General features: G+C 27.9%; 16 protein-coding genes, 1 tRNA gene and 1 other RNA gene. 8 read left to right on the plus strand and 10 right to left on the minus strand.

Features of this window, described 5'->3' with window-relative positions; all coding sequences use genetic code 11:
- Positions 1-250: 250 nt before the first annotated feature.
- The 5 genes from lon to adk all read left to right on the plus strand — a co-directional run bounded on the left by lon (position 251) and on the right by adk (position 8,226).
- Positions 251-2,614 (plus strand): endopeptidase La, encoded by a 2,364-nt coding sequence (gene lon / locus M9400_RS02300; protein WP_250232247.1) that lies wholly within the window; start codon positions 251-253, stop codon positions 2,612-2,614.
- Between the two features lie 681 nt (positions 2,615-3,295).
- Positions 3,296-3,392, plus strand: an RNA gene (gene ffs, locus M9400_RS02305) — signal recognition particle sRNA small type.
- Positions 3,393-4,272: 880 nt separating this feature from the next.
- Positions 4,273-4,827, plus strand: coding sequence for an adenine phosphoribosyltransferase (gene apt / locus M9400_RS02310; protein ID WP_250232248.1), 555 nt, complete (start codon positions 4,273-4,275; stop codon positions 4,825-4,827).
- 68 nt (positions 4,828-4,895) lie between these two features.
- Positions 4,896-6,950 (plus strand): DNA polymerase III subunit gamma/tau, encoded by a 2,055-nt coding sequence (dnaX, locus tag M9400_RS02315; protein ID WP_250232249.1) that lies wholly within the window; start codon positions 4,896-4,898, stop codon positions 6,948-6,950.
- Positions 6,951-7,563: 613 nt separating this feature from the next.
- The gene (gene adk, locus M9400_RS02320; RefSeq protein ID WP_250232705.1) at positions 7,564-8,226 is read left to right on the plus strand and encodes an adenylate kinase; all 663 of its coding nucleotides are present in this window, start codon (positions 7,564-7,566) and stop codon (positions 8,224-8,226) included.
- Between the two features lie 708 nt (positions 8,227-8,934).
- On the opposite strand, the gene M9400_RS02325 is transcribed toward adk, so the two are convergent.
- Complete coding sequence (locus tag M9400_RS02325) at positions 8,935-9,672, minus strand: UDP-2,3-diacylglucosamine diphosphatase (RefSeq protein ID WP_250232250.1); 738 nt, start codon at positions 9,670-9,672, stop codon at positions 8,935-8,937.
- A 352-nt stretch (positions 9,673-10,024) separates the two neighbouring features.
- Between M9400_RS02325 and cysS the strand changes: the two genes are divergently transcribed.
- Positions 10,025-11,440, plus strand: a complete 1,416-nt coding sequence (cysS, locus tag M9400_RS02330) for a cysteine--tRNA ligase (protein WP_250232251.1) — start codon at positions 10,025-10,027, stop codon at positions 11,438-11,440.
- A gap of 46 nt (positions 11,441-11,486) precedes the next feature.
- On the opposite strand, the gene folD is transcribed toward cysS, so the two are convergent.
- Positions 11,487-12,338, minus strand: coding sequence for a bifunctional methylenetetrahydrofolate dehydrogenase/methenyltetrahydrofolate cyclohydrolase FolD (gene folD / locus M9400_RS02335; RefSeq protein WP_250232252.1), 852 nt, complete (start codon positions 12,336-12,338; stop codon positions 11,487-11,489).
- A gap of 186 nt (positions 12,339-12,524) precedes the next feature.
- Between folD and M9400_RS02340 the strand changes: the two genes are divergently transcribed.
- Positions 12,525-12,598: transfer RNA gene (locus tag M9400_RS02340), tRNA-Arg, on the plus strand.
- A 182-nt stretch (positions 12,599-12,780) separates the two neighbouring features.
- The gene (locus M9400_RS02345; RefSeq protein WP_250232253.1) at positions 12,781-13,722 is read left to right on the plus strand and encodes a DMT family transporter; all 942 of its coding nucleotides are present in this window, start codon (positions 12,781-12,783) and stop codon (positions 13,720-13,722) included.
- Between the two features lie 505 nt (positions 13,723-14,227).
- On the opposite strand, the gene rodA is transcribed toward M9400_RS02345, so the two are convergent.
- The 8 genes from rodA to corC form a co-directional block, all read right to left on the minus strand.
- Positions 14,228-15,340: a rod shape-determining protein RodA gene (gene rodA / locus M9400_RS02350; RefSeq protein WP_250232254.1), complete on the minus strand. Its 1,113-nt coding sequence runs from the start codon at positions 15,338-15,340 to the stop codon at positions 14,228-14,230.
- A 59-nt stretch (positions 15,341-15,399) separates the two neighbouring features.
- Complete coding sequence (gene mrdA, locus M9400_RS02355; protein WP_250232255.1) at positions 15,400-17,256, minus strand: peptidoglycan DD-transpeptidase MrdA; 1,857 nt, start codon at positions 17,254-17,256, stop codon at positions 15,400-15,402.
- A 124-nt stretch (positions 17,257-17,380) separates the two neighbouring features.
- Entirely contained in the window at positions 17,381-17,698 is a 318-nt protein-coding gene (gene rsfS, locus M9400_RS02360; RefSeq protein ID WP_250232256.1) for a ribosome silencing factor, read from the minus strand.
- A 670-nt stretch (positions 17,699-18,368) separates the two neighbouring features.
- The gene (holA, locus tag M9400_RS02365; protein ID WP_250232257.1) at positions 18,369-19,400 is read right to left on the minus strand and encodes a DNA polymerase III subunit delta; all 1,032 of its coding nucleotides are present in this window, start codon (positions 19,398-19,400) and stop codon (positions 18,369-18,371) included.
- Positions 19,401-19,463: 63 nt separating this feature from the next.
- Positions 19,464-19,964, minus strand: coding sequence for an LPS-assembly lipoprotein LptE (locus M9400_RS02370; protein WP_250232258.1), 501 nt, complete (start codon positions 19,962-19,964; stop codon positions 19,464-19,466).
- Positions 19,965-20,023: 59 nt separating this feature from the next.
- Positions 20,024-22,639, minus strand: a complete 2,616-nt coding sequence (gene leuS, locus M9400_RS02375; RefSeq protein ID WP_250232259.1) for a leucine--tRNA ligase — start codon at positions 22,637-22,639, stop codon at positions 20,024-20,026.
- A 265-nt stretch (positions 22,640-22,904) separates the two neighbouring features.
- Positions 22,905-24,464, minus strand: coding sequence for an apolipoprotein N-acyltransferase (gene lnt / locus M9400_RS02380; protein WP_250232260.1), 1,560 nt, complete (start codon positions 24,462-24,464; stop codon positions 22,905-22,907).
- Entirely contained in the window at positions 24,461-25,351 is an 891-nt protein-coding gene (gene corC, locus M9400_RS02385; RefSeq protein ID WP_250232261.1) for a CNNM family magnesium/cobalt transport protein CorC, read from the minus strand. The genes lnt and corC overlap by 4 nt, the downstream gene beginning before the upstream one ends.
- Between the last annotated feature and the right edge of the window lie 25 nt (positions 25,352-25,376).

Raw genomic sequence — 25,376 nt, forward strand, 5'->3', positions numbered from 1 at the left:
AAAAAAATGATTTAAAATCAAAAACTTAATTTTAAAAAATAGAATTTTAAAATCACTGAATTTTTAATAAACATTAAATAATATACCAATTTATCAATAAATAATTATTTATTTTTCTTTTCATAATGCTCAATATTGAATATAATTGATTTTGTCCCCATATCCTTTAAATGTCTAGTTAATAAAGATAATACAACTAAATATTTAAAATGTTATAATCTGGAAAGATTTAACCAAGAGAGATAGCTCTATGAATACTGAGCAACCTGAGAGCATTGAAATACCTGTATTACCTCTGCGCGATGTAGTAGTATATCCACATATGGTAATCCCGTTGTTTGTTGGCCGGGATAAATCAATTCGATGCCTTGAATCTGCTATGAATGATGATAAAAAAATTATGTTGGTAGCTCAAAAAGAAGCATCAACTGATGAACCAAGTATCAATGATCTATTTTCAGTTGGAACAATATCCATAATATTACAGATGCTAAAACTACCAGATGGAACAGTTAAAGTGTTAGTTGAAGGATTGACACGAGCTCGTATCATTGAGTTAACTGATACCGGAAACCATTTTAAGGCTGATGTTAGCTCTTTAAAACCTAAAACATTAGATGAACGTGAACAAGAAATACTAATGCGTGCTGTTATTAATCAATTCGAAGGATATCTTAAACTTAACAAAAAAATACCACCTGAAGTTTTAGTGTCGTTAAATAATATTAATAATGCAGATCGTCTTGCCGATACTATTGCTGCTCATATGCCACTAAAATTAAATAATAAACAATCAATATTAGAAATGTCAGATATTACAGAACGACTAGAATATTTAATAGCAATGATGGAATCAGAAATTGAATTGTTGCAAGTTGAAAAACGTATTCGAAATCGTGTAAAAAAACAAATGGAAAAAAGTCAACGTGAGTATTACTTAAATGAACAAATGAAAGCTATTCAAAAAGAACTAGGAGAACTAGACGATATCATTGATGAAAATGAAACTCTCAAACGTAAAATAGAAACAGCTAAAATGCCTAAAGAAGCACGAGATAAAGTAGAATCAGAGTGGCAAAAATTAAAATTGATGTCTCCTATGTCAGCTGAAGCTGCTGTAGTGCGTGGATATATTGATTGGATATTATCAGTGCCATGGCATGCAAGAAGTAAAATGAAAAAAGATATACTTAAAGCTCAAGAAAGTCTAGATAAAGATCATTATGGATTAGAGCGCGTTAAGGATCGTATTTTAGAATATTTAGCAGTACAAAATAGAATAAATAAAATCAAAGGGCCTATTTTATGTTTAGTAGGACCACCTGGAGTAGGAAAAACTTCACTTGGACAGTCTATTGCTAAAGCCACTGGACGTAAATATATACGTATGGCTTTAGGTGGTATGCGTGACGAAGCTGAAATTAGAGGCCACCGTCGTACTTACATTGGATCTATGCCTGGTAAACTTATACAAAAAATGTCTAAAGTTGGCGTAAAAAATCCGTTATTTCTTTTAGATGAAATAGATAAAATGTCTTTAGATATGCGCGGAGATCCGGCTGCTGCTTTACTCGAGGTGTTAGATCCCGAACAAAATACTGCTTTCAATGATCATTACTTAGAAATTGATTACGATTTATCTGACGTTATGTTTGTCGCTACTTCCAATTCAATGAATATTCCAAGTCCTTTATTAGATAGAATGGAAGTAATACGCTTATCTGGTTACACTGAAGATGAGAAATTAAATATAGCACGACAACACTTACTGACTAAACAAATAGAACGCAATGCTTTAAAACCAGAAGAATTAACTATTAAAGACGACGCTTTGATAGGAATTATTCGACATTATACACGTGAAGCTGGAGTACGTAATTTAGAACGTGAAATTTCAAAATTATGCAGAAAAACAGTTAAAATACTGTTAATGAATAAAAAAATTAAATATATAACCATTGACAAAAACAATTTAAAAAATTTCCTTGGTGTACAACGTTATGATTGCACCCGTGCAGACCTCGAAAACCGTGTTGGACAGGTAACTGGGCTGGCTTGGACTGAAGTAGGGGGCGATCTGTTAACGATTGAAACTGCTTGTGTTCCTGGAAAAGGAAAATTAACTTACACCGGTTCATTAGGTGAAGTTATGCAAGAATCTATTCAAGCTGCATTAACTGTAGTACGGTCACGTGCAGATAAACTAGGAATTAACACTGATTTTTATAATAAAAAAGATATTCATGTACATGTTCCTGAAGGAGCCACTCCAAAAGATGGACCAAGCGCAGGAATTGCTATGTGTACTGCTTTAGTTTCTTGTTTAACAGGAAATTCCGTTAAATCTAGCGTAGCTATGACAGGAGAAATAACTTTAAGAGGACAAGTATTGCCTATCGGAGGTTTAAAAGAAAAATTACTAGCAGCGCATCGAGGAGGTATTAAAACAGTATTAATACCGTATGAAAATAAGCGAGACCTGGAAGATATGCCTGCCATTGTAGTAAACAACTTAGATATTCATCCAGTAAAGCAAATAGATGAAGTTTTGATATTAGCACTACAAAATGCCCCATTTAATTATGAAACTACACCTAACACGTCATTAGCATGAAATATAAAATATCTTCATAAAAAACATATAAAATAAATGAAACATATACTACTCATCATAGACTGATTTATATTAATGAATTTACATAAATTACACTATGAATTTGAGTTATTAAGATAAGATATTTATTCCTAAGATTAGGATATCACCATAGTCCTAACAAGATCTGTTGATCTTAATCACTAAATTTTTAAAAATAGCAGAATTCTATATTAATAAAACCAATATTTTAATATCAAGAACCACAATGTAACTACTTAACCATATTGCTGCCTATATATAGTATTTTATTAAAATTACATATTAAACAAGTTACATTAATTTTTAAACAAACAACAATCTTAACAGTTATCAACATGATATGCATAAAAATTATACAATATCTACATTATTAACTATCGATTAGAAAATATAATTAATAAAGATTTATAAAATTAATCAAATATTTTTATTAGAAAAAATTTTTAAAAATTATAAATATTTGCACAAATGATACTATCTATAATAACGAAAATTAAATTTATCTCACAAAATACTTATGAACTAATTTTAATCATTCAAAATATATCACATTGAAGTATTTACAAACAAAAAATATCTTATATTTAAATGATATTAAACTTAAATGTATAATTATTTCTTGAAAAATTTAGAATAATCACTGATAATCTCTACAGGGATGCTATTAAATTATGCATAATAACTTTTGTAAAACCGGTCAGGTCTGGAAGGAAGCAGCCGTAGCAAAAATTAAAATTGCTTCTTTATTAGTATCCCGCTACAACAGTACTTTAATATAATTGCATTAACGATATTAAAATAAAACGTAGAACAATTGTTATCATAATCGATAATATCGATGTGTTGTATTCTTATTATAATACCTATTATTAGGAGAAAATTAATTCTTATTCTAAACAAATAAATAATAAAAAATAAATGATTAAGATTTAATTTATTAAATAATGATACATTTTTACTTCTTCAAAAAACATTATACTACTGTAGTTTTACTTAATTAAAAATATTAAGTATACAATTTTTAATTATTAATTTAATAAAGATATAATAAATTAAAGTTACAAGAACTAATAGTTTTTAATCCTTATAATTTATATTATAGAAATATAAATTATAAGGATTAAAAACTATTAAAATGATTAAATAATAACTAAGAACTAAAACAGTATATTTATTTATATAAATCATTAATTATATTATTTATCAAAAATATTCAAAAAATTAATTTTTAATTAATTAAATTTATACACTATCATAAATACTAATAGATTAGCTATATATTTAAATATATAGTAACAATTCTATTTCAGCTTAAAATATTTATTTAGTAAATCTATATAATTTAAAATACACACTTGAAGTTTGCTATAAATATAAAATGAATATAAATCCACATATATCATATAAATTTATTTTACTAACAAAAATACAACTATTTGCAATTTCCAATCATCTGATCATGTAAAAATATATATTTTATTATTTAAAAATTAGAATTTTTTAAATAAAAATTATAACTTATATAAGACATAGAATTAATACTTATAATTACAATATTATGAAGTTTAATATATACACAATTTCTATATAAATAGATAAATTACATTTAAATTATTTTTTATATTTTGGAATCAAATATGATGCATGTTATGGATCAACAATTAGAATTAATCAAGAAAAATATCAAATTTGTACCTAATTACCCAAAACAAGGTATTTTATTTCGCGACATAACTGAATTATTAAAAAATCCACAAGCATATTCAACAAGCATTACCCTTCTGGCCCATCATTATAAAGACTATAAATTAACTAAAGTAGTGGGCATAGAAGCAAGAGGATTTTTATTTAGCGCTCCATTGGCTTTAATACTGAAACTAGGTTTTATCCCTGCGCGAAAATCAGGGAAATTACCGCGCGCAACTATTAGTGAACCATATATTTTAGAATATGATAGTGGATGCCTAGAAATACATGCTGATTCTATTACACCAGGCGATAAAGTTTTAGTGATAGATGATTTATTAGCGACAGGCGGAACAATTGCAGCGGTAGTAAAGTTAATTAGACGATTAGGAGGAGAAGTAAATCATGCTGGATTTATAATAGATTTGGAAAATTTAGGGGGTAAATCATTATTAAAAAAAATAGGAATAAATTCTTATAGTTTAGTAATGTTTTCTGATTGTTAAAAATATATTTACTAAACCAATTAGATTTCATTCTTCTATTTATAATATTATTATACGAGTTATATATTATGAATTATCAAGTACTTGCCCGTAAGTGGCGTCCAAAGAAATTTGCCGATATTGTAGGACAAAACCATATTATTAAAGCAATTACACATAGTTTTGCATTAAATAAAATTCACCAAGCTTATATATTGACCGGTACAAGAGGCATAGGAAAAACTACTATTGCGCGATTGTTTGCAAAAGGATTAAATTGCGAACAAGGATTAACCTCTAATATGTGCGGTCAATGTAATAATTGCCAAGATATCGAATCAGGCTGTTTTATTGACCTTATCGAAATAGATGCCGCATCACGTACTAAAGTAGAAGATACCAGAGAATTCTTAAATAACGTACAATACATGCCATCGCGAGGTCGTTTTAAAGTATACCTCATAGACGAAGTACATATGTTATCACGTCATAGTTTTAACGCTTTGTTAAAAACATTAGAAGAACCACCTACACATGTCAAATTTATTTTAATTACTACTGAATATCAAAAATTACCAGCAACCATATTATCCCGATGTCTACAATTTTGCTTAAAACCGCTAAGTGACTCTCACATTATAACTCAACTAACACATATCTTTAATACAGAAAAGATAAAAATAGAATCTTCCGCTTTAGAAACATTAGCTCACGCATCCAAAGGAAGCATGCGTGACGCACTTAGTTTAGCTGAACAAGCTATTGTATTAGGAAATAACGAAATAACCAATAATGTCATTGATGATATGTTTGGTATATTAAATATTGAACATCCATTATCTTTAATTGAAAGCTTAATAAACGGAAGTATAGATGATGTAATGTGCCGCATTGAAAACTATGAAATTTTAGGAATTAATTGGGATAATCTTTTAAGTGAGATGCTTACTATCTTACAAAAAATAGCCATAGGTCAATTTCTATCGAACTCTATAAAAAAAGACAACAATAACATAACACAACATATAAACCAACGTATACACAAATTAAGTAATCATATTAATCCAGAAAATGTACAATTATATTATCAAATATTTCTATTAGGTCGCCAAGAATTACCTTATGCTCCTAACCATCGTATGAGCATAGAAATGACCATGCTACGTGCATTTGCCTTTCGCCCAGATGAGAATGTAACAAATAAAAAACATAATAATAATATATCTTCAAATTTTATTCCTTCAAATAATAATCCTATGCTCAACACACACAATACACAATCTACCATTACTAATGATATTCATACAAAAAATGATAATCAAAATAAAAATCTATTAAATCCAGAAAACCAAAATAAAGTAGAAAATATGTTATGTTTAAATTTAAAAAAATCTAATAATACCAATAACATCAAATCAAAATTACCAAAACCTACATCTAACACTAATAATATAGATACTACTTCTAAAATATTGGAAGCTCGTGCAAAACTATTACAATATAAAAAAAATAATAAATCAAACATAATAGAAAAAATGTCAAACTCAACTTCAAAATCTCAAACAACAATAAAAGGAATATTAGAACGATTTGCCAATATTAATACAAACATTATAAAAAATAATTCTAATAATATTAATAAAATCAATACAGATCTATCAGATTCTTTGGAATCTAACAAGAATGATGGTGACAACAAACACTGTAGTAAAAATAATCAAAATATATCTAACTTCATAAAAGAAATACTCCAGCAAGCAATAAGAAACGATTCATGGACATCACAAATATATCGATTAGCATTACCAAAAACAGCAAAAAAATTAGTTATGAATTCTTGGCAAGAAAAAATTTCTTCAAATGAAATTTGTCTACACGTTCGTTCTAATTATCAACATTTAAATTCCATAAAATTGCACAATATAATACAGGAATCCCTCAGCAATAATATTGGTATACCGATCACATTACATATAAAAAAAGATGATAATTACGATATAAAAACACCAATGGAACATATTTATATTTTATATAAAGAAAAAATATCAAAAATAAAACAAGAATTTTCCAACGATCCATATATTAAAATGATCAAAACTTTTTTTGATGCTGAAATCGACGAAAATGAGATTAAAGTAATTTAATATAAAAGTGATACTTACTAGTTAAAATATACTATTTATCTACTTATACGCATAAATGAGTTTAATCATTAAATTAATATTTAATTATTCGTATACATATAATTTATCTAATTACAATTAGTTAATTATCGTTATAATAATGACACCATAATTATATAATTGTTATGTTGCGTATTTAACTATTAAAAATTAAATCAAACCCATCACAAATATAATTTATCTTGCTAAAAACAAGCATTATTTGTTAAATAATCGCAATCAACAAAAAATTGATTCGAGATCATACACAAATAATTTCAAGCTATTTAAATATATTCTTTCATTTTTTAATTAATTATTAATTACTATTTATACTAACAATAGTACGATATATTTTATTAAATATAAAAAATGTAATAAAATATACTCTTATAGTCTATAATAACTAATTGATAAAATATGATAATTGATATTTAAATGATGATATCATGGAACATTTTAGGAATTAACGTAAAATTAACATCCTTTATATATATATTTAAATAATACTCTCCTTATATCTGAAAATAAGGATGCAGTATATTATAAATATTATTTAATAACCTTACATAACCTTAATCGAGAGTTAAACTTGATACGTATTATATTTCTTGGGCCTCCTGGATCTGGAAAGGGGACACAAGCTCATCTCATTTCAAGTAAATATAACATCCCAAATATTTCTACAGGTATGATGTTACGTCAATCGTTGACCAAAAGTCCGCATCAGTCTCACAATATTCAAAAAAATATAATAAATGCGATGCATACTGGGAATCTAGTAAATGATGCTTTTATAGTGCAATTAATTAACACACGCATTAATAAAAATGATTGCTGTAACGGATTTTTATTGGATGGATTTCCTAGAACAATCTTACAAGCAGAATTTATGAAAAAGTATAAAATTTTTGTAAATTACGTTATAGAATTCGTTATATCAGACTCTATAGTTATTGACCGTATTACAGGTAGACGAATACATATAGATTCTGGCAGAACATATCATATTCAATTTAATCCACCTAAAATTTGTGGATTAGATGACATTACCGGTGAATCTTTGACTACCCGGAAAGATGACTGTGAACAAGCTATACGTAAACGATTAAATAACTACTATCAACATACTGAACCAGTATTAGATTATTACCGAAACGAATCTAAATCTAAAAAAACACAATATTTTTCTATCAATGGAAATCGAAAAATTACTGAAATCTATGAAGAATTAATTAGTTTATTAATTGAAAAATAATTAGTTATATAATTAATCACAATTTAATTAAAATAAATATGGGTGACAATAATACCAGAATTATTACATAAGTCGATACTTACTACCAATCAAGAATCAAAAATTATAAGTTTTTACTACGATTAATTTTTTCCGATTCACTTCCATAGTCTTGAGAACTCAACACAATACTAACTGTTACAATAAAATGCGCGATTATATTTTTTAAAAATAAAATATTGACTAACTAAATAAAAAATTGCCTATCATATCACTCGACAATTTACATTATAATTTAAATAATAACTTATTATTAGAACCACCAACAATCATTAATTTCAATAATATATAAACATTATTTTATTTAACAAAATATAAGTTTAAAATCTTTTTAAACAAACATTAGTTTATAGAAAATTAAATCTAATGATAATAACTCCATATTTGAATAAAATTAATACTTATCAGAAATTCTAAAAATTAAAAATAAAACTACTTAAAAATCTTCAAAATAATCATAGGAAAAACTTATTTTACCAAAATAAAACTACCCCAAAAATATATTAAATAATCACAAAAAATAACACCTAAACTAAAAATTCTTATTTTATATTTTTTATTTATATAAGAAATATAATAGATTCATACATCTTGCTTTAAACACAACAACGATATTATTCGTTATATTATAACATAATAAAATAAAAATATAAATTAATGTCTAATCGTTTAGCATATCGGAAATTCCATAAATACAATATTATCATTCTCTTCATTTATTTCTATCACTGAACCATATTTATTCCAACACCCTAACGCCATTATATTTAATATATCTTTTTTAGATCTAAAAACTTTATAAATCATTGGCTGATGAGTATGTCCATGAATCATAATATCTGCATGATTCTTAATTAAGATATCTGTAGCCATTCTTAAATTAATACCCAATTTTTTTTTTGATTTACATTGTTTATGTCGTGCACAAAATGAACGTACGATACTAAAAATATGTGAACGTACAGATAACGGTAATAACAAAAATAACTTCTGCACTACAATATGGCGAAAACATTTTCTAAACAATCTATACGAATTATCATCAGAACACAAAGTATCTCCATGTAAAATAACTATTTTTTTTCCTGATTCTAATTTTAGAACTTGTTTTGAAGATAATAATATCATACCGCAAGCCTTAGCATATTCTTTTCCCAATAAAAAATCACGATTGCCATGAATAAAATAACATGAAATTTTATTTTCATTTAATCTTTTTAAAGCTCTAGCAATATTAATATGTAATGATTTACAATCATCATCTCCTAACCAAATTTCAAACAAATCTCCTAAAATATAAAGGGCTCGAGCACGTATTGCGAAATAATTTAAAAAATGCAAAAATCCATCAGTAACATCTGGAGATTCTGAACGCAAGTGAATATCTGAAATAAATAAAATTGACATATTTACTAAGTAGAATACTGATTCTTATAAATTTTTTAATATTCCGTATTAAAATTATACAATCAAAAATATAATAGACCAAAGAAGATTCATTATATCAAACATATATATAATTAATCATATAATACAATATAATCATCAGTCACAATCATTTCAATTACACAACAAACACTAATTATGTATTTTTTATTAAAATAACATATGTTATATTTTTATTATGAAAGTTATGACAAATAGTATTGTGCTAACATAAACAATTTTAATAATAATTTTACTTAAAAAGTAAATACCTTTCCACAAGTATTTGCATACTATAAATGCTAAATATATTAACATTATAGAATAAATTAAAATGCTAAAAATTTTTAATACTTTAACAAGAAAAAAAGAAAGACTTATACCTCTTGTTAATGGCAAAATCAAAATATATGTTTGTGGTGTTACTGTATATGACTTATGCCATCTTGGTCATGCTAGAACATTCCTAGCATTTGATACTATTATCCGTTATTTGCGTCACTGTGGATATCAAGTAAATTACGTTCGTAATATTACAGATATAGATGACAAAATTATAAAAAGAGCCTATGAAAATAACGAAACAACCAAACAATTAACTAATCGTATGATTCAAGAAATGCATTTAGATTTCGATACATTAAATATATTACGTCCAAATTACGAACCAAAAGTAACCGATCATATTAATATAATTATTAAACTTATTCACCTACTAATCAAAAAAAAACACGCATATGTAGCTTCTAATGGGGATATAATGTTCTCTGTAAAAACCATGCATAACTACGGAATCTTATCTAGAAAAAAAAAAATACCCGAAATATACAACAATATATTAAAGACACCAAATATAAAAAACCCCCTTATAGATTTCGTGCTGTGGAAAACATCTAAACCAGGCGAACCCTATTGGCCATCTCCATGGGGAGCAGGACGTCCAGGATGGCATATTGAATGTTCTGCTATGAACCATTCTATTTTCGGTAATCAATTAGATATTCATGGTGGAGGATCTGATTTAATTTTCCCACATCATGAAAATGAAATGGCCCAATCTGTTTGTGCTTATAATATACCTTATGCAAAGATATGGATACATTCCGGTATGCTATTATTAAACCATGAAAAAATGTCGAAATCATCAAATAATTTTTTTACTATACGTGACATTTTAAAACGTTATGATCCTGAAACAATAAGATATTTTTTAATGTCTGCCCATTATCGTAACCAATTAAAATATGATGACAATAGTCTTAAAAGTGCACGAGCATCTCTGAAACGACTTTATATTGCTTTGAGAGATACCAAACCTAATACCGAAATTAAACTTAGTGATAAAGACTACTTTATATCAAAATTTATCTCTAAAATGAATGATGATTTCAATACGCCAGAAGCATATTCAATACTATTTGACATAGCACATAAATTAAATGATTTAAAAATTAAACATCATTCTCTCACCCCAAAAATAGCAACCACTTTAAAATATTTAGCAAACATTATCGGATTACTGTATCAAAATCCAGAAATTTTTTTAAAAGAAACAGCATCAAAAAATAATAAAAAATTTCATATTAAAAAAATTAAAAAATTAATTAAACGTCGTGAAGATGCTCGAAAAAACAACCAATGGGAATTATCTGATAAAATACGAAACAAACTAACTGTCATGGGAGTAACATTAGAAGACGGCCCTACAGGCATAACAAAATGGCATTATAACAATACAAACATGCAATAAAATAATTAAAATAGAATAAACTTACAAACATCTCTATATCTTCTTATCAAAGATGATTATAGTAGGCTTGCAAAGTGTTTTGAATAAGCGTAGCAACCGTCATAGGACCCACTCCACCTGGAACAGGCGTAATATACGCAGCTCGTTCATAAGCGCTAGAAAAATGAACATCGCCAACTATATCTCCATTACTTAAACGATTAATACCAACATCTACTACTATAGCTCCTCGTTTTATCCAGCTACCAGGAATAAAATTCGCCATGCCTACTGCTACTATTAATAAATCAGCATGTTCAATATACACTTTTAAATTCTGAGTAAAACGATGAGTAATCGATACAGTACATCCCGCCAACAACAATTCCATCGTCATAGGACGACCAACAATATTTGATGCTCCAACTACAACTGCATGTAATACAAACATATCTATATTATACCATTCCAACAAAGTAATAATACCTCGAGAGGTACAAGGACGCAGAGTAGGAGATCGTTGACACAAACAACCGATATTATATGGGTGAAACCCATCTACGTCTTTATCAGGAGCGATATGTTCGAAAATACTTACTTTTCTTAATTTGTTTGGTAATGGTAACTGGATTAAAATACCATCTACACGATCGTCATTATTTAAAGTTTCAATTAATTGAAAAATTTCATTTTCAGTTGTTGTAACAGGTAAAACATAAAGAAACGAAATAAAACCAACTTGTTCACATGCTTTTTTTTTGTTAGCTACATATATCTCAGAAACTGGATCATGCCCTATTAAGATCATAGCTAATCCTGGTGCACGCTTTCCAGAATTCACATTCTGGCATACTTTCTTAGCTATCTTTTGTTTTATTTCTTCAGATACATATTTACCATCAATTACCTTAGCAATCATTTCAATAATATATCCAATAATTTTATATTAATACAATGATGTTATTTTATCAAAAATATATTACTATTAATTTTAAAATTATATACCTTCTTTTAGATATCTGTTTCTAAAAAAGAAAATATTTAACTTAATTAGGTAAATACAAAAACACTATTATCTTTAAAAATATATATACAACACATTAACGCGCCCTTAACTCAATTGGACAGAGTAACAGCCTTCTAAGCTGTAAGTTATAGGTTCGAATCCTATAGGGCGTATTATATAGTACTTATAGTATAAGTAAGCTAAATTAATATGATAAATAAGTTTTAATCAAATAATCATATAACACTGTTTAATCGAAATGTGTATACTCAACGATATATACTTTTAACTTAACAAAATAGATTTTCACTAAATAATAGTATCCAGTATGTTTAATTAGTATAACAAAGGTATTATGATACTAGGAATTGCTTTTGCTATAATCTCAGGATTATTGTGGGGATTGATCTTTATTGGTCCCCTATTAATACCAGAATATCCCAGTATATTACAAGCATCTGGTCGTTATATCGCGTTTGGATTAATTTCAATACCACTATCATGGTACGATAGAGCGCGTTTACGTAAATTATTATTGCAGGATTGGCTAGAAGCGATTAAATTAGTTTTAGCAGGCCACCTAGTCTATTACACATGTTTAACAAGTGCTATTCAACGCATTGGGGCTCCGATCTCAACAGCCATTATTGGAACCTTACCTTTAATGTTAACTATCACAACACATATTATTTCTAATAATAAACAAAAATTACCATATCATACTTTACTAATATCATTGTTTCTAATGGGAATAGGATTATTATGTGTAAACGTTTCTGAATTAAAATCTGAATTCTTCATATTTAATATATGGCAATACATCAGCGGAATAATGTTAGCAATTATTTCTGTTTTGTGCTGGGCATGGTACGCATTAAGGAATGCACGTTGGTTAAAAACACATCCATACAATAAACCTATAACTTGGGCCAACGCACAAGGAGTAGTTACATTACCGCTATCATGTCTCGTTTACTGTTTTGTATGTATCTGTTGTTCAGATCTTATTCAAGATGAATTCGTATTGCCTTTTGGACCCAGACCAGTTTTTTTTGTTTTATTAATGATTTTAATTGGATTTTGTTGCTCTTGGTTAGGCACATTCTTTTGGAATGAAGCTAGTCAAAGATTACCAACAACATTAATAGGCCCACTAATTGTAGTAGAAACTATAGCAGGTTTAATATATTCATTTATACATCGCCAATCATGGCCATCTCCGTTAATTTTAATTGGAATGTTTTTATTAATTTCTGGAGTTACATATATCATACAAATTCGAAAAACCATGCGCTAAAATAATTTTTTATTAAATATAAATAATGAACTTTTAAATAAAAAATTTATAAAAATGGTTTTTATATATCAAAAAACTATTATTTTTTGCTGAATAAACGAACTGATTGTATTAAATAAACTATAATTAACTAAAACTAAATAATATCTTACAATATTTAATAACCACTCCATATATTATATACCCACTATATTTACAATTTTTACTCTCTCTATCAAAATCATATATCTTCAATTTATAGATTTAGTTTGTTTAATAAAATGTTTTTACATTATATATACAATACATTTTATGTTAAAATATAGGTCATATCATTTTGTAATACTCCTAAAATATAATTATCATACACAATATAACGTTGCATTAATAATATTAAAACCCGCCACACATTCCATATATAACAAATCCTTGTCGTATATTTTAATCTTTAAAATTTTTAACCTGATATTATTGAATATAACCACAACATTGATTATTGATTCCATTATATTATAAGATTAGCTTATTACAAAATTTTAGAAATCATTTTTCTATGTCCATTTATTGACATGACTATACCAAATCCGGCCATTAACACTAATAGAGATGAACCTCCATAACTTATTAATGGCAAAGGAATGCCTACTACCGGTAATAAACCACTGACCATACTGATATTTACAAAAATATACATAAATAGTACTAACATAAAACTACCAATAATTAGTCGTCCAAACATATGTTTTATTTTAACCGCGATAATAAATCCACGAAATATAACTCCTAAATATAACAACATTAATACTAATATCCCCAAGAATCCTAATTCTTCCCCTATTACCGAAAAAATAAAATCAGTATGACGTTCTGGTAAAAATTCCAATTGTGATTGTGTCCCATGTAACCATCCTTTTCCAGTCAAACCACCCGAACCAATAGCAATTTTTGATTGAATAATATGATATCCAGCGCCTAACGGATCAATTTCTGGATGCAACAATATCGTTATTCTAGATCTTTGGTATTCGTGCATACAAAAAAACCAAAATATAGGAGTAAACAAAACCATTGACAATAACGTAAATATGATTAATTTCCAGCTAATTCCAGATAAAAACAATACAAATAAACCAGAACTAACCGTTAAAATTGCTGTACCTAAATCTGGTTGTACTAACATAAGTGTAGTAGGAATCATAATTAATAATAACGCTATGACAATATTTTTCAAAGATGGGGGATGTCGTCCTCTATCAACATAATATGCCACCATAAGCACAACAGAAATTTTTACCATTTCTGATGGTTGAAACCTTATTATACCAAAATCCAACCAACGCTGCGCTCCTTTGCTAATTTGTCCGACCATATTAACTAATATTAATAATATAAGACATAAAAAATATATATAAGGCGCCCAAGATTCATAAACTCTAGGTGAAATCTGAGCTAAAAAAACCATAAGCAATAATCCTCCTATAATTTGCAATATTTTTAGTCGCATCATTTCAAAATTTTGACCACACGCGCTCCACATTATAAAAGTTCCGTATAATAATAAAAAAATAATAAGTAGAAATAATGTTAAGTCAATATGATACTTGTCCCATAATGAATTCTGTCGAATAATTTGATTCATGAATATATTTTAATAACTAATTAAATTGATAAAAATAAATAAAACAACCCAATTGAATATTAATTCAATTGCAATAAAGCATAATCAAATATTTTTCTTGTAATTGTCCCTATTGATATTCCAGCCTTAGCGTTTTCTAAAATTACTACTACTGCTATCGTAGGATTTTCATATGGAGCAAATGCGGTCATCAATTTATGATCTCTAAGACATTCAGATATTCTGTTTGGATCATAGTTTTGATTACTTTTTAAACTAAATAACTGAGCTGTACCAGACTTAGCCGCTGCTTTATATGAAGCATCAGAAAAACTGCCACTCACCGTTCCATTTGGACGATTAGCTGCGCCAAACATACCATCTTTAGCAATCTTCCATACATCCGATTTTGGATCACCTACTTGATCACATTCCGTTTGATGATATGAAATATAATCTTTTTCTAATAAAATACTATCAAGCAAATGAGGAATAAGCACATTACCATCATTGATCAAAGTAATTAAAGCCTTAGACATTTGTACAGGAGTAGCAGTCCAATATCCCTGTCCTATACCTACCGGTATAGTATCTCCTTGATACCATGGTTTATTAAAACGTTGGATTTTCCATGCTTTAGTCGGCATGACTCCAGTTAATTCTTCAAATAAATCGATACCAGTATATCTACCATATCCAAACTTATTCATCCATTCAGACAAACTATCTATTCCCATTTTATAAGCTATTTGGTAAAAAAAAGTATCAGAAGATTCTTCAAGAGCTTTTGTAATATTTAGTTCTCCATGTCCCCATCTTTTCCAATCTCGAAAACGTTTTTCTGAGCCGGGTAATTGCCACCAACCAGGATCAGAAAATAAAAAATTTTGATTAATCACGCCTAAAATTAAAGCAGATACAGAAATATAAGGTTTTACTGTAGATGCAGGGGGATACATCCCTTGAGTAGCGCGATTAAGTAAAGGACAATTATTATCTTTCAGTAAAATACTATATTCTGTATTAGATATACCATCAACAAATAGATTTGGATCATAACTAGGATTCGAAATCAAAGCCTTTATTCCACCATTTCTCGGATCAATGACTATTACAGAAGATCGACTACCTAATAACAATTTTACAATGTATTGTTGTAAATTCAAATCTAATGTTAAAACAATACTTCTTCCTGGAATTGGAGATCTTTTATACAATTTTCTAATAATTTTTCCACGATTATTTATTTCCACAGCTCCGTAACCTGGAGTACCATGTAAAACATTTTCATAATAACGTTCAATTCCCAATTTACCTATATTGGGAGCAGAAATGTACTTACCTAAAATACCTTGTTTATTTAATCTTTTTATTTCCTCTTCATTAATCTTAGAAACATATCCAATAACATGACTCAAATCAGAGCCATAAGGATAATAACGACGTTGATAGCCTTTCATTACTACCCCCGAAAATCTAAACCTATTAACAGCAAACCGAGCTTGTTGTTCTTCTGTTAAACCAATTTTAATAGGTAATGACACAAATTGAGAAGAATGTTTTCTAGCTTTTTCAAAACGTACTATATCGTAATCGCTTAAATTTAATAATAACTGCAATTCACGAATCGTTTTATTTAAATTAGTTGTATTTTCTGGTGTTATTTCTAACTGGTAAATAGTTCGATTTAATGCCAAAGCTATTCCATTACGATCATAAATAATCCCTCTTTTAGGCGGAATAGGGATAATCTTAATACGATTTTCGTTAGAACGAGTAGTATATATATTAAAATTAACTATTTGTATCTGATATAAATGAATAAATAAAATACTAGTAGTTAATAAAACAAAAATACATGCAATAGTTACCCGACGTATAAACAACAATAATTCAGCCGAATAATTATGAAAAATTTGATAATCATTTAACTTCATACAATTAAAGTTTACTTATATCTAACATGAACAATTCATATAAGTAATTGTATACTTGTTTAATAAGTAAAATATTTATATATACACACAAAATGTGTATATATAAATAAACTCTTTATTTATACTAACACCAAAGCTTTTCTAATTCATATAAGGTACGAATTTCTTTTTGCATTACATGTATAACCACGTCACCCAAATCTACTAAGACCCACTCACCAAAATTCATACCTTCTATACCATAAGGTCTCACGCCTATACCACGGGATTTTTTCAATATCTCCTGAGATATTGAAATTACATGACGACTAGACATGCCAGTGCAGATAATCATAACATCTGTAATGTTAGTTTTGCCATACATGTCAAAACATATAATATCTTGTCCCCGTATATTATTGATAATATTAACTACAAATTCTTTCAAAATATTAGATTGCACAGCTTAACACCCAAATATATGTATCGTTGTATAAACATGCATCAACGCATAATATCTATCATGTAACATAATAATTACTTTACAAATTAATAATGTTTAAATAAATATAAATAATTTCATACGGTAATACTAAATACATCAGTCTATGTACTCAATAAATAAGACTTTATTTATTTTAATATATTCTGTTTTATAAATCGTGTAATTATTTAAAAAGTAAACTTTGTCAATTATAATAAAAATAATTATTTACACATATATAATACATATACTGTGTTATTATTTTATAATAACACAGTATATGTAAAACACATTATCGTCTAAAAAATATAGCTATTAATTACACATATTATATCAAACCTACGTTATAACAAAAAATTTATACAATAATAATTATAAGCTCAGTATTTGAACCCCATTAAAGTCATTATATACAGTTATACACGCACATTTTTACCTATTAATAATAAAATCAAAAACCACTTTCCATTGGAATTAATATGATCTAATAGAGATCAGTAAAAAATGATCTATTTTAATAATTGCAATATACATAGATATTATATAAATAATCCATACGTTGGATCGTAACAACTATGATATATCTATTGCATAAAACTGTAAAAACCCGCTTATAAGTAAGACCAATTATAATATTACTGATAGAAAATTATATATTAAGTATTGTTTTTTCATCGTAACATAATAAAGCTGACAATACCTCAAAATTAGACCATGAAAGAGAAATATAATCCTTTTTATATCTTAATTCTATTTGTACTAATAATTCAAGTGATTGATATAATTTAAATAAACTTAACCGTTTCACTGCTCTAGACAACAACATGTGACGATACTCTTTGTATACTTTATATTGTTTTAATAAACTAAATAATGATTTTCTTTGTGCCATACCATATTTTATATTAATTATCATTAATACTTCAGATTTAATTTTACGCAATAAAGCTTCTAAATCAACTTCCATATATTTCAACTGTCGCAAAATGCGATCAGCACGTTGTTTTTTACCTATCAAAATTGCTTCTATCCAATGATTAACATTAAAACATGCCGAATCAGTAACTACTTTTTTGACGCGTATAAAATTTAAATTCCCATCAGGATAGATTAAAGATAAATTTTGCAATACTTGATGTAAAAAAATTAAACTACCTTCATAGTAATAGCATAACAGTTGACAAGCTAAATTTTCTATAACGAGTTTCATATGCTTCGCTTGATTTTCTATCCATGTTGTCATCCGTCCATATGTGAGTGGACTACAATCAACAAATATTCCCTTTTTATCAAAATATTGCAACCCAATATTATTTTTACTAATTTGATTCGATTCTTGAATGTATATAATTAATACTAAATCGTTATGAAGCAATGAAAATAATAAAGGGATATTTTTCTTAAAATAAGAAACAGGATAATTTTGAGTAAATTTCAACGAAAATATTTTTCGTTTTTCAAATAAACTTGACGTTTTAAATAAATTAAATATATCCTTCCAATCAGAATATATATCTAATTCTACATTAATAGACGTATTAAAATTAAGTATCTTAGCTGCCTTTATAATACTAAGATAACTCTCTTGCAAAAGATAAGAATCGTTTCCTAGCAATAAATAAACAGACTTAAGTTCTTTTTGTAATTCTAAAAATAATTGTTCTGGATATATCCAAATCATGATATAATTCAAGTGATAAATTAGAACGTTAATATTAGATACAAAAAATTTTTATCATGTATCTTAACTAAAACAATCTTCAAATCGTAAAAATAATTGATGTATAAGTTGTTGAGCTGCATCTCGATACATATCTTTACGTATATCATTCTCTTGTGTATCATTAAATAAAGCACTGCAAGGATTGCGTATAAAAAAACGATGAACACGAACGTTAACAGGGCAACAATTTTTATTTGGTATGAATAAATTAGTTTGTATATGCAATATTAATTGATATCCAGCTTCTTTTCCATTCTGAAAAACAAAAGTAGTTATATACTTTTCTGAAGCACTGATAATATGTAAACAAGGAATATGTGATTCTCGTGCGCATAAATTATCCTTGAAATCATCAACTACACCAATTTGGTTAATATGCAACTCAGTCATTATAGCACGAGTTATTGGTCCAAACGGATCATAACTACATAATGATATAGAACTTATGTTATTAATTATTTGTAATTTTTTTTCTGCTATATCCGTACACAATCTATAACCACAACTTTCAAACATAATCATAGTAACAATACTTACAATTATTAAAAGATAATTCTTTATATGTAAAACATGACCAATATTCACTGTATAATAATATTAATCACTCTATTTGGAACATAGATTATATTATTTATTTTTTTTCTAATAAGATATTTATTCAAAACATTCTCTGATTCTAATAATTTATAAACTACATTCTTATCGCTATTCAATGGTACATATATTTTATGTCGCATTTTCCCATTAACTTGCACTATAATAAGTGTCTTGTCATTTATTATTGCTTGTGTATCTACAGTTGGCCATGTTGCATGATCAATATCTCCCAAACCTCCTAAAGCTTTCCATAAAATAAAACTAATATGTGGAGTAAACGGATATAATAATCGTACTATTACTAACAAAGCTTCTTGCAATACTGCTCTATCTTGCATACTCTTTTTTTGGGCGCTATATAATTTATTCACTAATTTCATAATCGCAGCCAAAGCAGTATTAAATGATTGTCTACGATCAATATCGTCAGTAACTTTTTCTATGGTTTTATGTATGTTATACCGAATGAATTTTTGCACATAATTAAGCATTAACCCGTTCAAAGTCTTCACAGGCCCATCTTGGATATGTTGATATACTAAACTCCAAACACGCCTAAGAAAACGCTGAGCACCTTCCAATCCAGATTCTTTCCACTCTAACGCTGCTCCAACTGGAGCAGCGAACATGATAAAAAAACGTACTGCATCCGAACCATATCTTTCAATAATTGTATTTGGATCAATACCATTATTTTTTGACTTTGACATTTTACACAGTCCAGCATAAATCAAATCACGTCCATTTTTATCTACAGCCTCTACAATATGTCCCATTGTATCACGTTTTATTTTAACATGAGTTGGATCTACCCATATACGTTGATTATTAGTAGACAAATAATAAAATGAATCTGACAATACCATACCTTGACATAATAAGCGTATTGCAGGTTCATCAGAACAAACTAATCCTTCATCGCGCATTAATTTATGATAAAAACGAAAATACAATAAATGCATGGTGGCATGTTCAATTCCACCTATATATTGATCAATTGGTAACCAATAATTAGCAGAATGTTTATCCAACATACCTTTACTATAATGAGGACATGTATAACGAGCATAATACCAAGAAGATTCCATAAAAGTATCAAAAGTATCAGTATCACGAATAGCTGCTTGTCCTTTATAAGTAGTTTGAATCCAATTCGAATACATCTTTAAAGAACTATCTACATGTTTATTATTCCTATTACTTTGCATAGGTACTATTTTTTTTGGCAGAATTACCGGTAATTGATCAAAAAACACTGGCTTAACGACACCATTTTCTAGTGTTATCATAGGAATAGGAACTCCCCAATAACGCTGACGTGATATACACCAATCTTTTAAGCGATAATATATCTTATATTGAGCTATACCACGTGTAATTAACGCTGCAGCAATTATATTAGACGCCGTACAAGAACTTAATCCATTAAACTCACCAGAATTAAATAATATTCCATCTCCAGTCATTGCTTTAACCATAACACTTGGTTCAGTTCCATCCAGATTCTTTATGACAGGTTTAACTGGTAGATTATATTTGCAAGCAAACTCCCAATCTTGTTGATTATGGGCTGGAACTAATACACCTGCTCCTATTCCATCAAGTTCAATAGGTATGAGAAAATTAACAACCCAAATTGGCAATCTACTATTAGTAATTGGATGTATCGCATAAATATTAATAGGCATTCCCTTTTTTTCAAAAAAACGAACATTTTCTGATATTGATTTAATATCAAAATGATCACATTTTTGAGTAAAACGAGCTAAATTTAAATCAATTGCTGCTATTTTTAACACCATTGGATGATCTATAGATACCAATAAACAAGTAATTCCCATAAAAATATCCAATTGGGTAGTATATACCGTTAACGTATCATCACAATTCGCAATATTAAAAGTAACATTAACACCTTCCGATCGTCCTATCCAATTTCTTTGCATAATTTTTACTTGTTCAGGCCAATTTTTTAATTGATCTAACCCATATAATAATTGATCTGCGTAATTAGTAATTTTTATAAACCATTGCGGAATTTTTTTATATTTAACACGAGTATGACAACGCCAACAACAATTATTAATAACTTGCTCATTCGCCAAAACCGTTTTATGATATGGACACCAGTTTACTGATGAAGTTTTTTTATATACTAAACCTTTTTTATATAAAATAGTAAAAAACCATTGCTCCCATCGATAATATTGAGGTTGACAGGTTATAATCTCTCTACTCCAGTCGTAAGCAAAACCCAACGATTGTAATTGATTTTTCATATAATGAATATTAGATTGTGTCCAAATTTCTGGATCTGTATTATTTATGATTGCAGCATGTTCTGCAGGCAACCCAAAAGCATCCCAACCTATGGGTTGTAATACATTTTTTCCAAGCATACGTTGATATCGAGAAATTACATCTCCAATTGTATAATTGCGTACATGGCCCATATGTAAGTTTCCAGATGGATATGGGATCATAGATAAACAATAATACTTTTCTTTACTACTATCTTCCGTTACTGAAAAAGTCTTATTTTTATACCAATATTTCTGAACAATGCTTTCAATTTCATTTGGAGAATATGATTTGCGCATAACTATTTCACTATAAATAAAAAATTATTAATCGGTAATTAAAACTTAAATTAATTAAAACCATCAACATTTTCTAAATTAAAACTACTTTTTACTAAAATTATAAACTAACGATTAAACATCAGTACATTCACGTCATGAATAACAATTAACCAATTTTTGTTATAAATATATAGCAAAAATGCTTAAGTTATTAATACATAAAACAAACCTTATATATAAACTCAAAATTTTCATACAATTATACACCACGCACTTTATAGATTTAATAAAAATTTTTTATTGAAAAAATATATAATTTTTTGCATTTAAAGATTAAAATTACATATACAGTAATGATACTTAAAAAAAACCAGGATCCAAATCTTGCATACGGCGTCAACCCTGTAGTTGGAATAACTGTATCACTAAGTACTGTTGAACTAAACTGAGGAAGTTGTGCTTGAATGGAACCATCTGCATTTACAATAGCAGTAACTCCATTGTTAGTACTGCACAATAAAGGTCTTCCTAGTTCTAGAGCACGCATACGAGCCATTTGAAAATATTGCCACGGTCCAATAGAATTTCCAAACCATGCGTTGTTTGCAACAGTTAATAAAAAATCAGTATCAGGTTTAAAATTATCGCGAATTTGCTTGCCAAGAATTATTTCATAACAAATAACAGCAGTTATTTTGATAAACGACACAGTCAATTGCGGTTGAAAATAATAACCTTTTTGCATAGAAGGAACAGGAATATTAAATAAATGTAACAATGGACTAAAAAATCTTTGCAATGGAAAACTTTCAGAACATAATACTAGATGATGTTTATCATACCGATTACAACTCGGATATTTGTAAGGTTTAGAATCTCCAATTACTATAATACTATTATAATAATAGTAATCGTTTTTAACATAACGCATTCCAATAATCCCAGTAATCAAATTTGTTTGATCTTGTCTTAACTGATGATCTAATAATGTTAAAACTTGGTCATGGTCAATTTCATTTCCTGGAATCGCTGATTCTGGCCAAATAATTATTTTTGTTTTTCCAAGCAAAGGCAAAGTATGATCTAAATATATTTGCATTATTTTGTCTAAATAATTAGCATTCCACTTTATGTGTTGGTCAATATTACCTTGTACTAACGAAACATTTACAGCACGTTGTGGTTGTATATGATACCATTGTATCCATTCTAAAGGCCACAAAAACAACAATATCCCTAAAGATACAACCGTTGATGATAACTGTGCTCTTTTAATGGATATCGCTACTAATCCACTTATTAAAACAAGAATAAACGTGATACCTTCTACCCCAAAAATAGGGGCAATGCCTTTGAAAGGCCCATCAATTTGACTATAACCAAACTGTAACCACGGAAATCCAGTAAAAATATGCCCTCTAATATATTCAATAATTAACCATAATACTGGAGCAGTACCTACTGCACACCATATAGTTGTATTTAAACGTATTACCGTAAGTAATGCAGAAAATAATATGGGAAACAATGTCAAATATAAGACTAAACAAACAATTAACGCAGTATTTATATAACTACACATATTACTAAATTGATCTATACTTATATAAATCCATTGTAATCCACTACCAAAAAAACCAATACCCCAAAAAAACGCATACCATATAACTTGTTTCCATGTAGAATCTAAAACTTTTTTTAATAAAACAGTTAATGAAATAATACTAGCTGGCCAAAAGTTGTACGGAGAAAATCCTAAAACACCGAATGCTCCAAATAATAATACTATGAAAAACAAAAAAAATTGTTTGTATTTATAATATGCGGTAACAACGAACATCATGTATGCAAATTATTGTTTTTAGATACATATAATGAATTTTTAGGAATTTGTACAAGTAATTGCATAATACGATGACTATCTGTAAGTGTGACTTTAAATGTATAACCCAAAATGTCTATAGATTCTCCATTTGTAGGTAAATGTCCAAAAGATTGCATCACAAAACCTCCAACAGTGTCTATTTCTTCATTATAAAAACAAGTATTAAACATTTTGTTGAAATCTATAACAGGGGTTAATGCATTAACAATAAAAGTATATTGGCTTATCTGACGAATATCACAATTATCTTTATTATCATATTCATCTTCAATTTCTCCAACAATCAATTCTAATATGTCCTCAATGGTAATAAGTCCAGACATGCCTCCAAATTCATCTATTACAATAGCCATATGGCAGTGTTGTATACGAAATTCTTGTAGCATCCTGTCTACGCCTTTATGTTCTGGTACTACCAAAGCTGGGCGTAAAATTTTATCAAAACTACATGATTTAGATTTTTTTAATATGAATGGTAATAAATCTTTAGCAATTAAAACTCCTTTGATTCTATCCTGATTACCATGTAATACTGGAAATCTGGAATGCGCAGACTCTATAATAATAGAAAGCTGCTCATCCCAAGATTGAGTATTTTTTAAAAAAATAATTTGTGCCCTAGGCACCATAATATCTCTAACTTTTTGTTCGACAATATCCATAACTCCTTCCAGCATATCTCGAGTATCTGCATCTATCAAAGAATTTTGCTCAAAATCACGTATTAAATTTAGCAAATCATCACGATTTTTAGGACTACTATGAAAGAGATGATGTAATATGAAAGCAAAAAAGCTCTTTTTACGAATTGAATTAACATTCTCCGCTAAATTATGGTCATTCATAATTTTACTTTACTATATCTTATAA

The sequence above is a fragment of the Blochmannia endosymbiont of Camponotus sp. genome, from assembly GCF_023586085.1.
Taxonomy (GTDB): Bacteria; Pseudomonadota; Gammaproteobacteria; order Enterobacterales; family Enterobacteriaceae; genus Blochmanniella.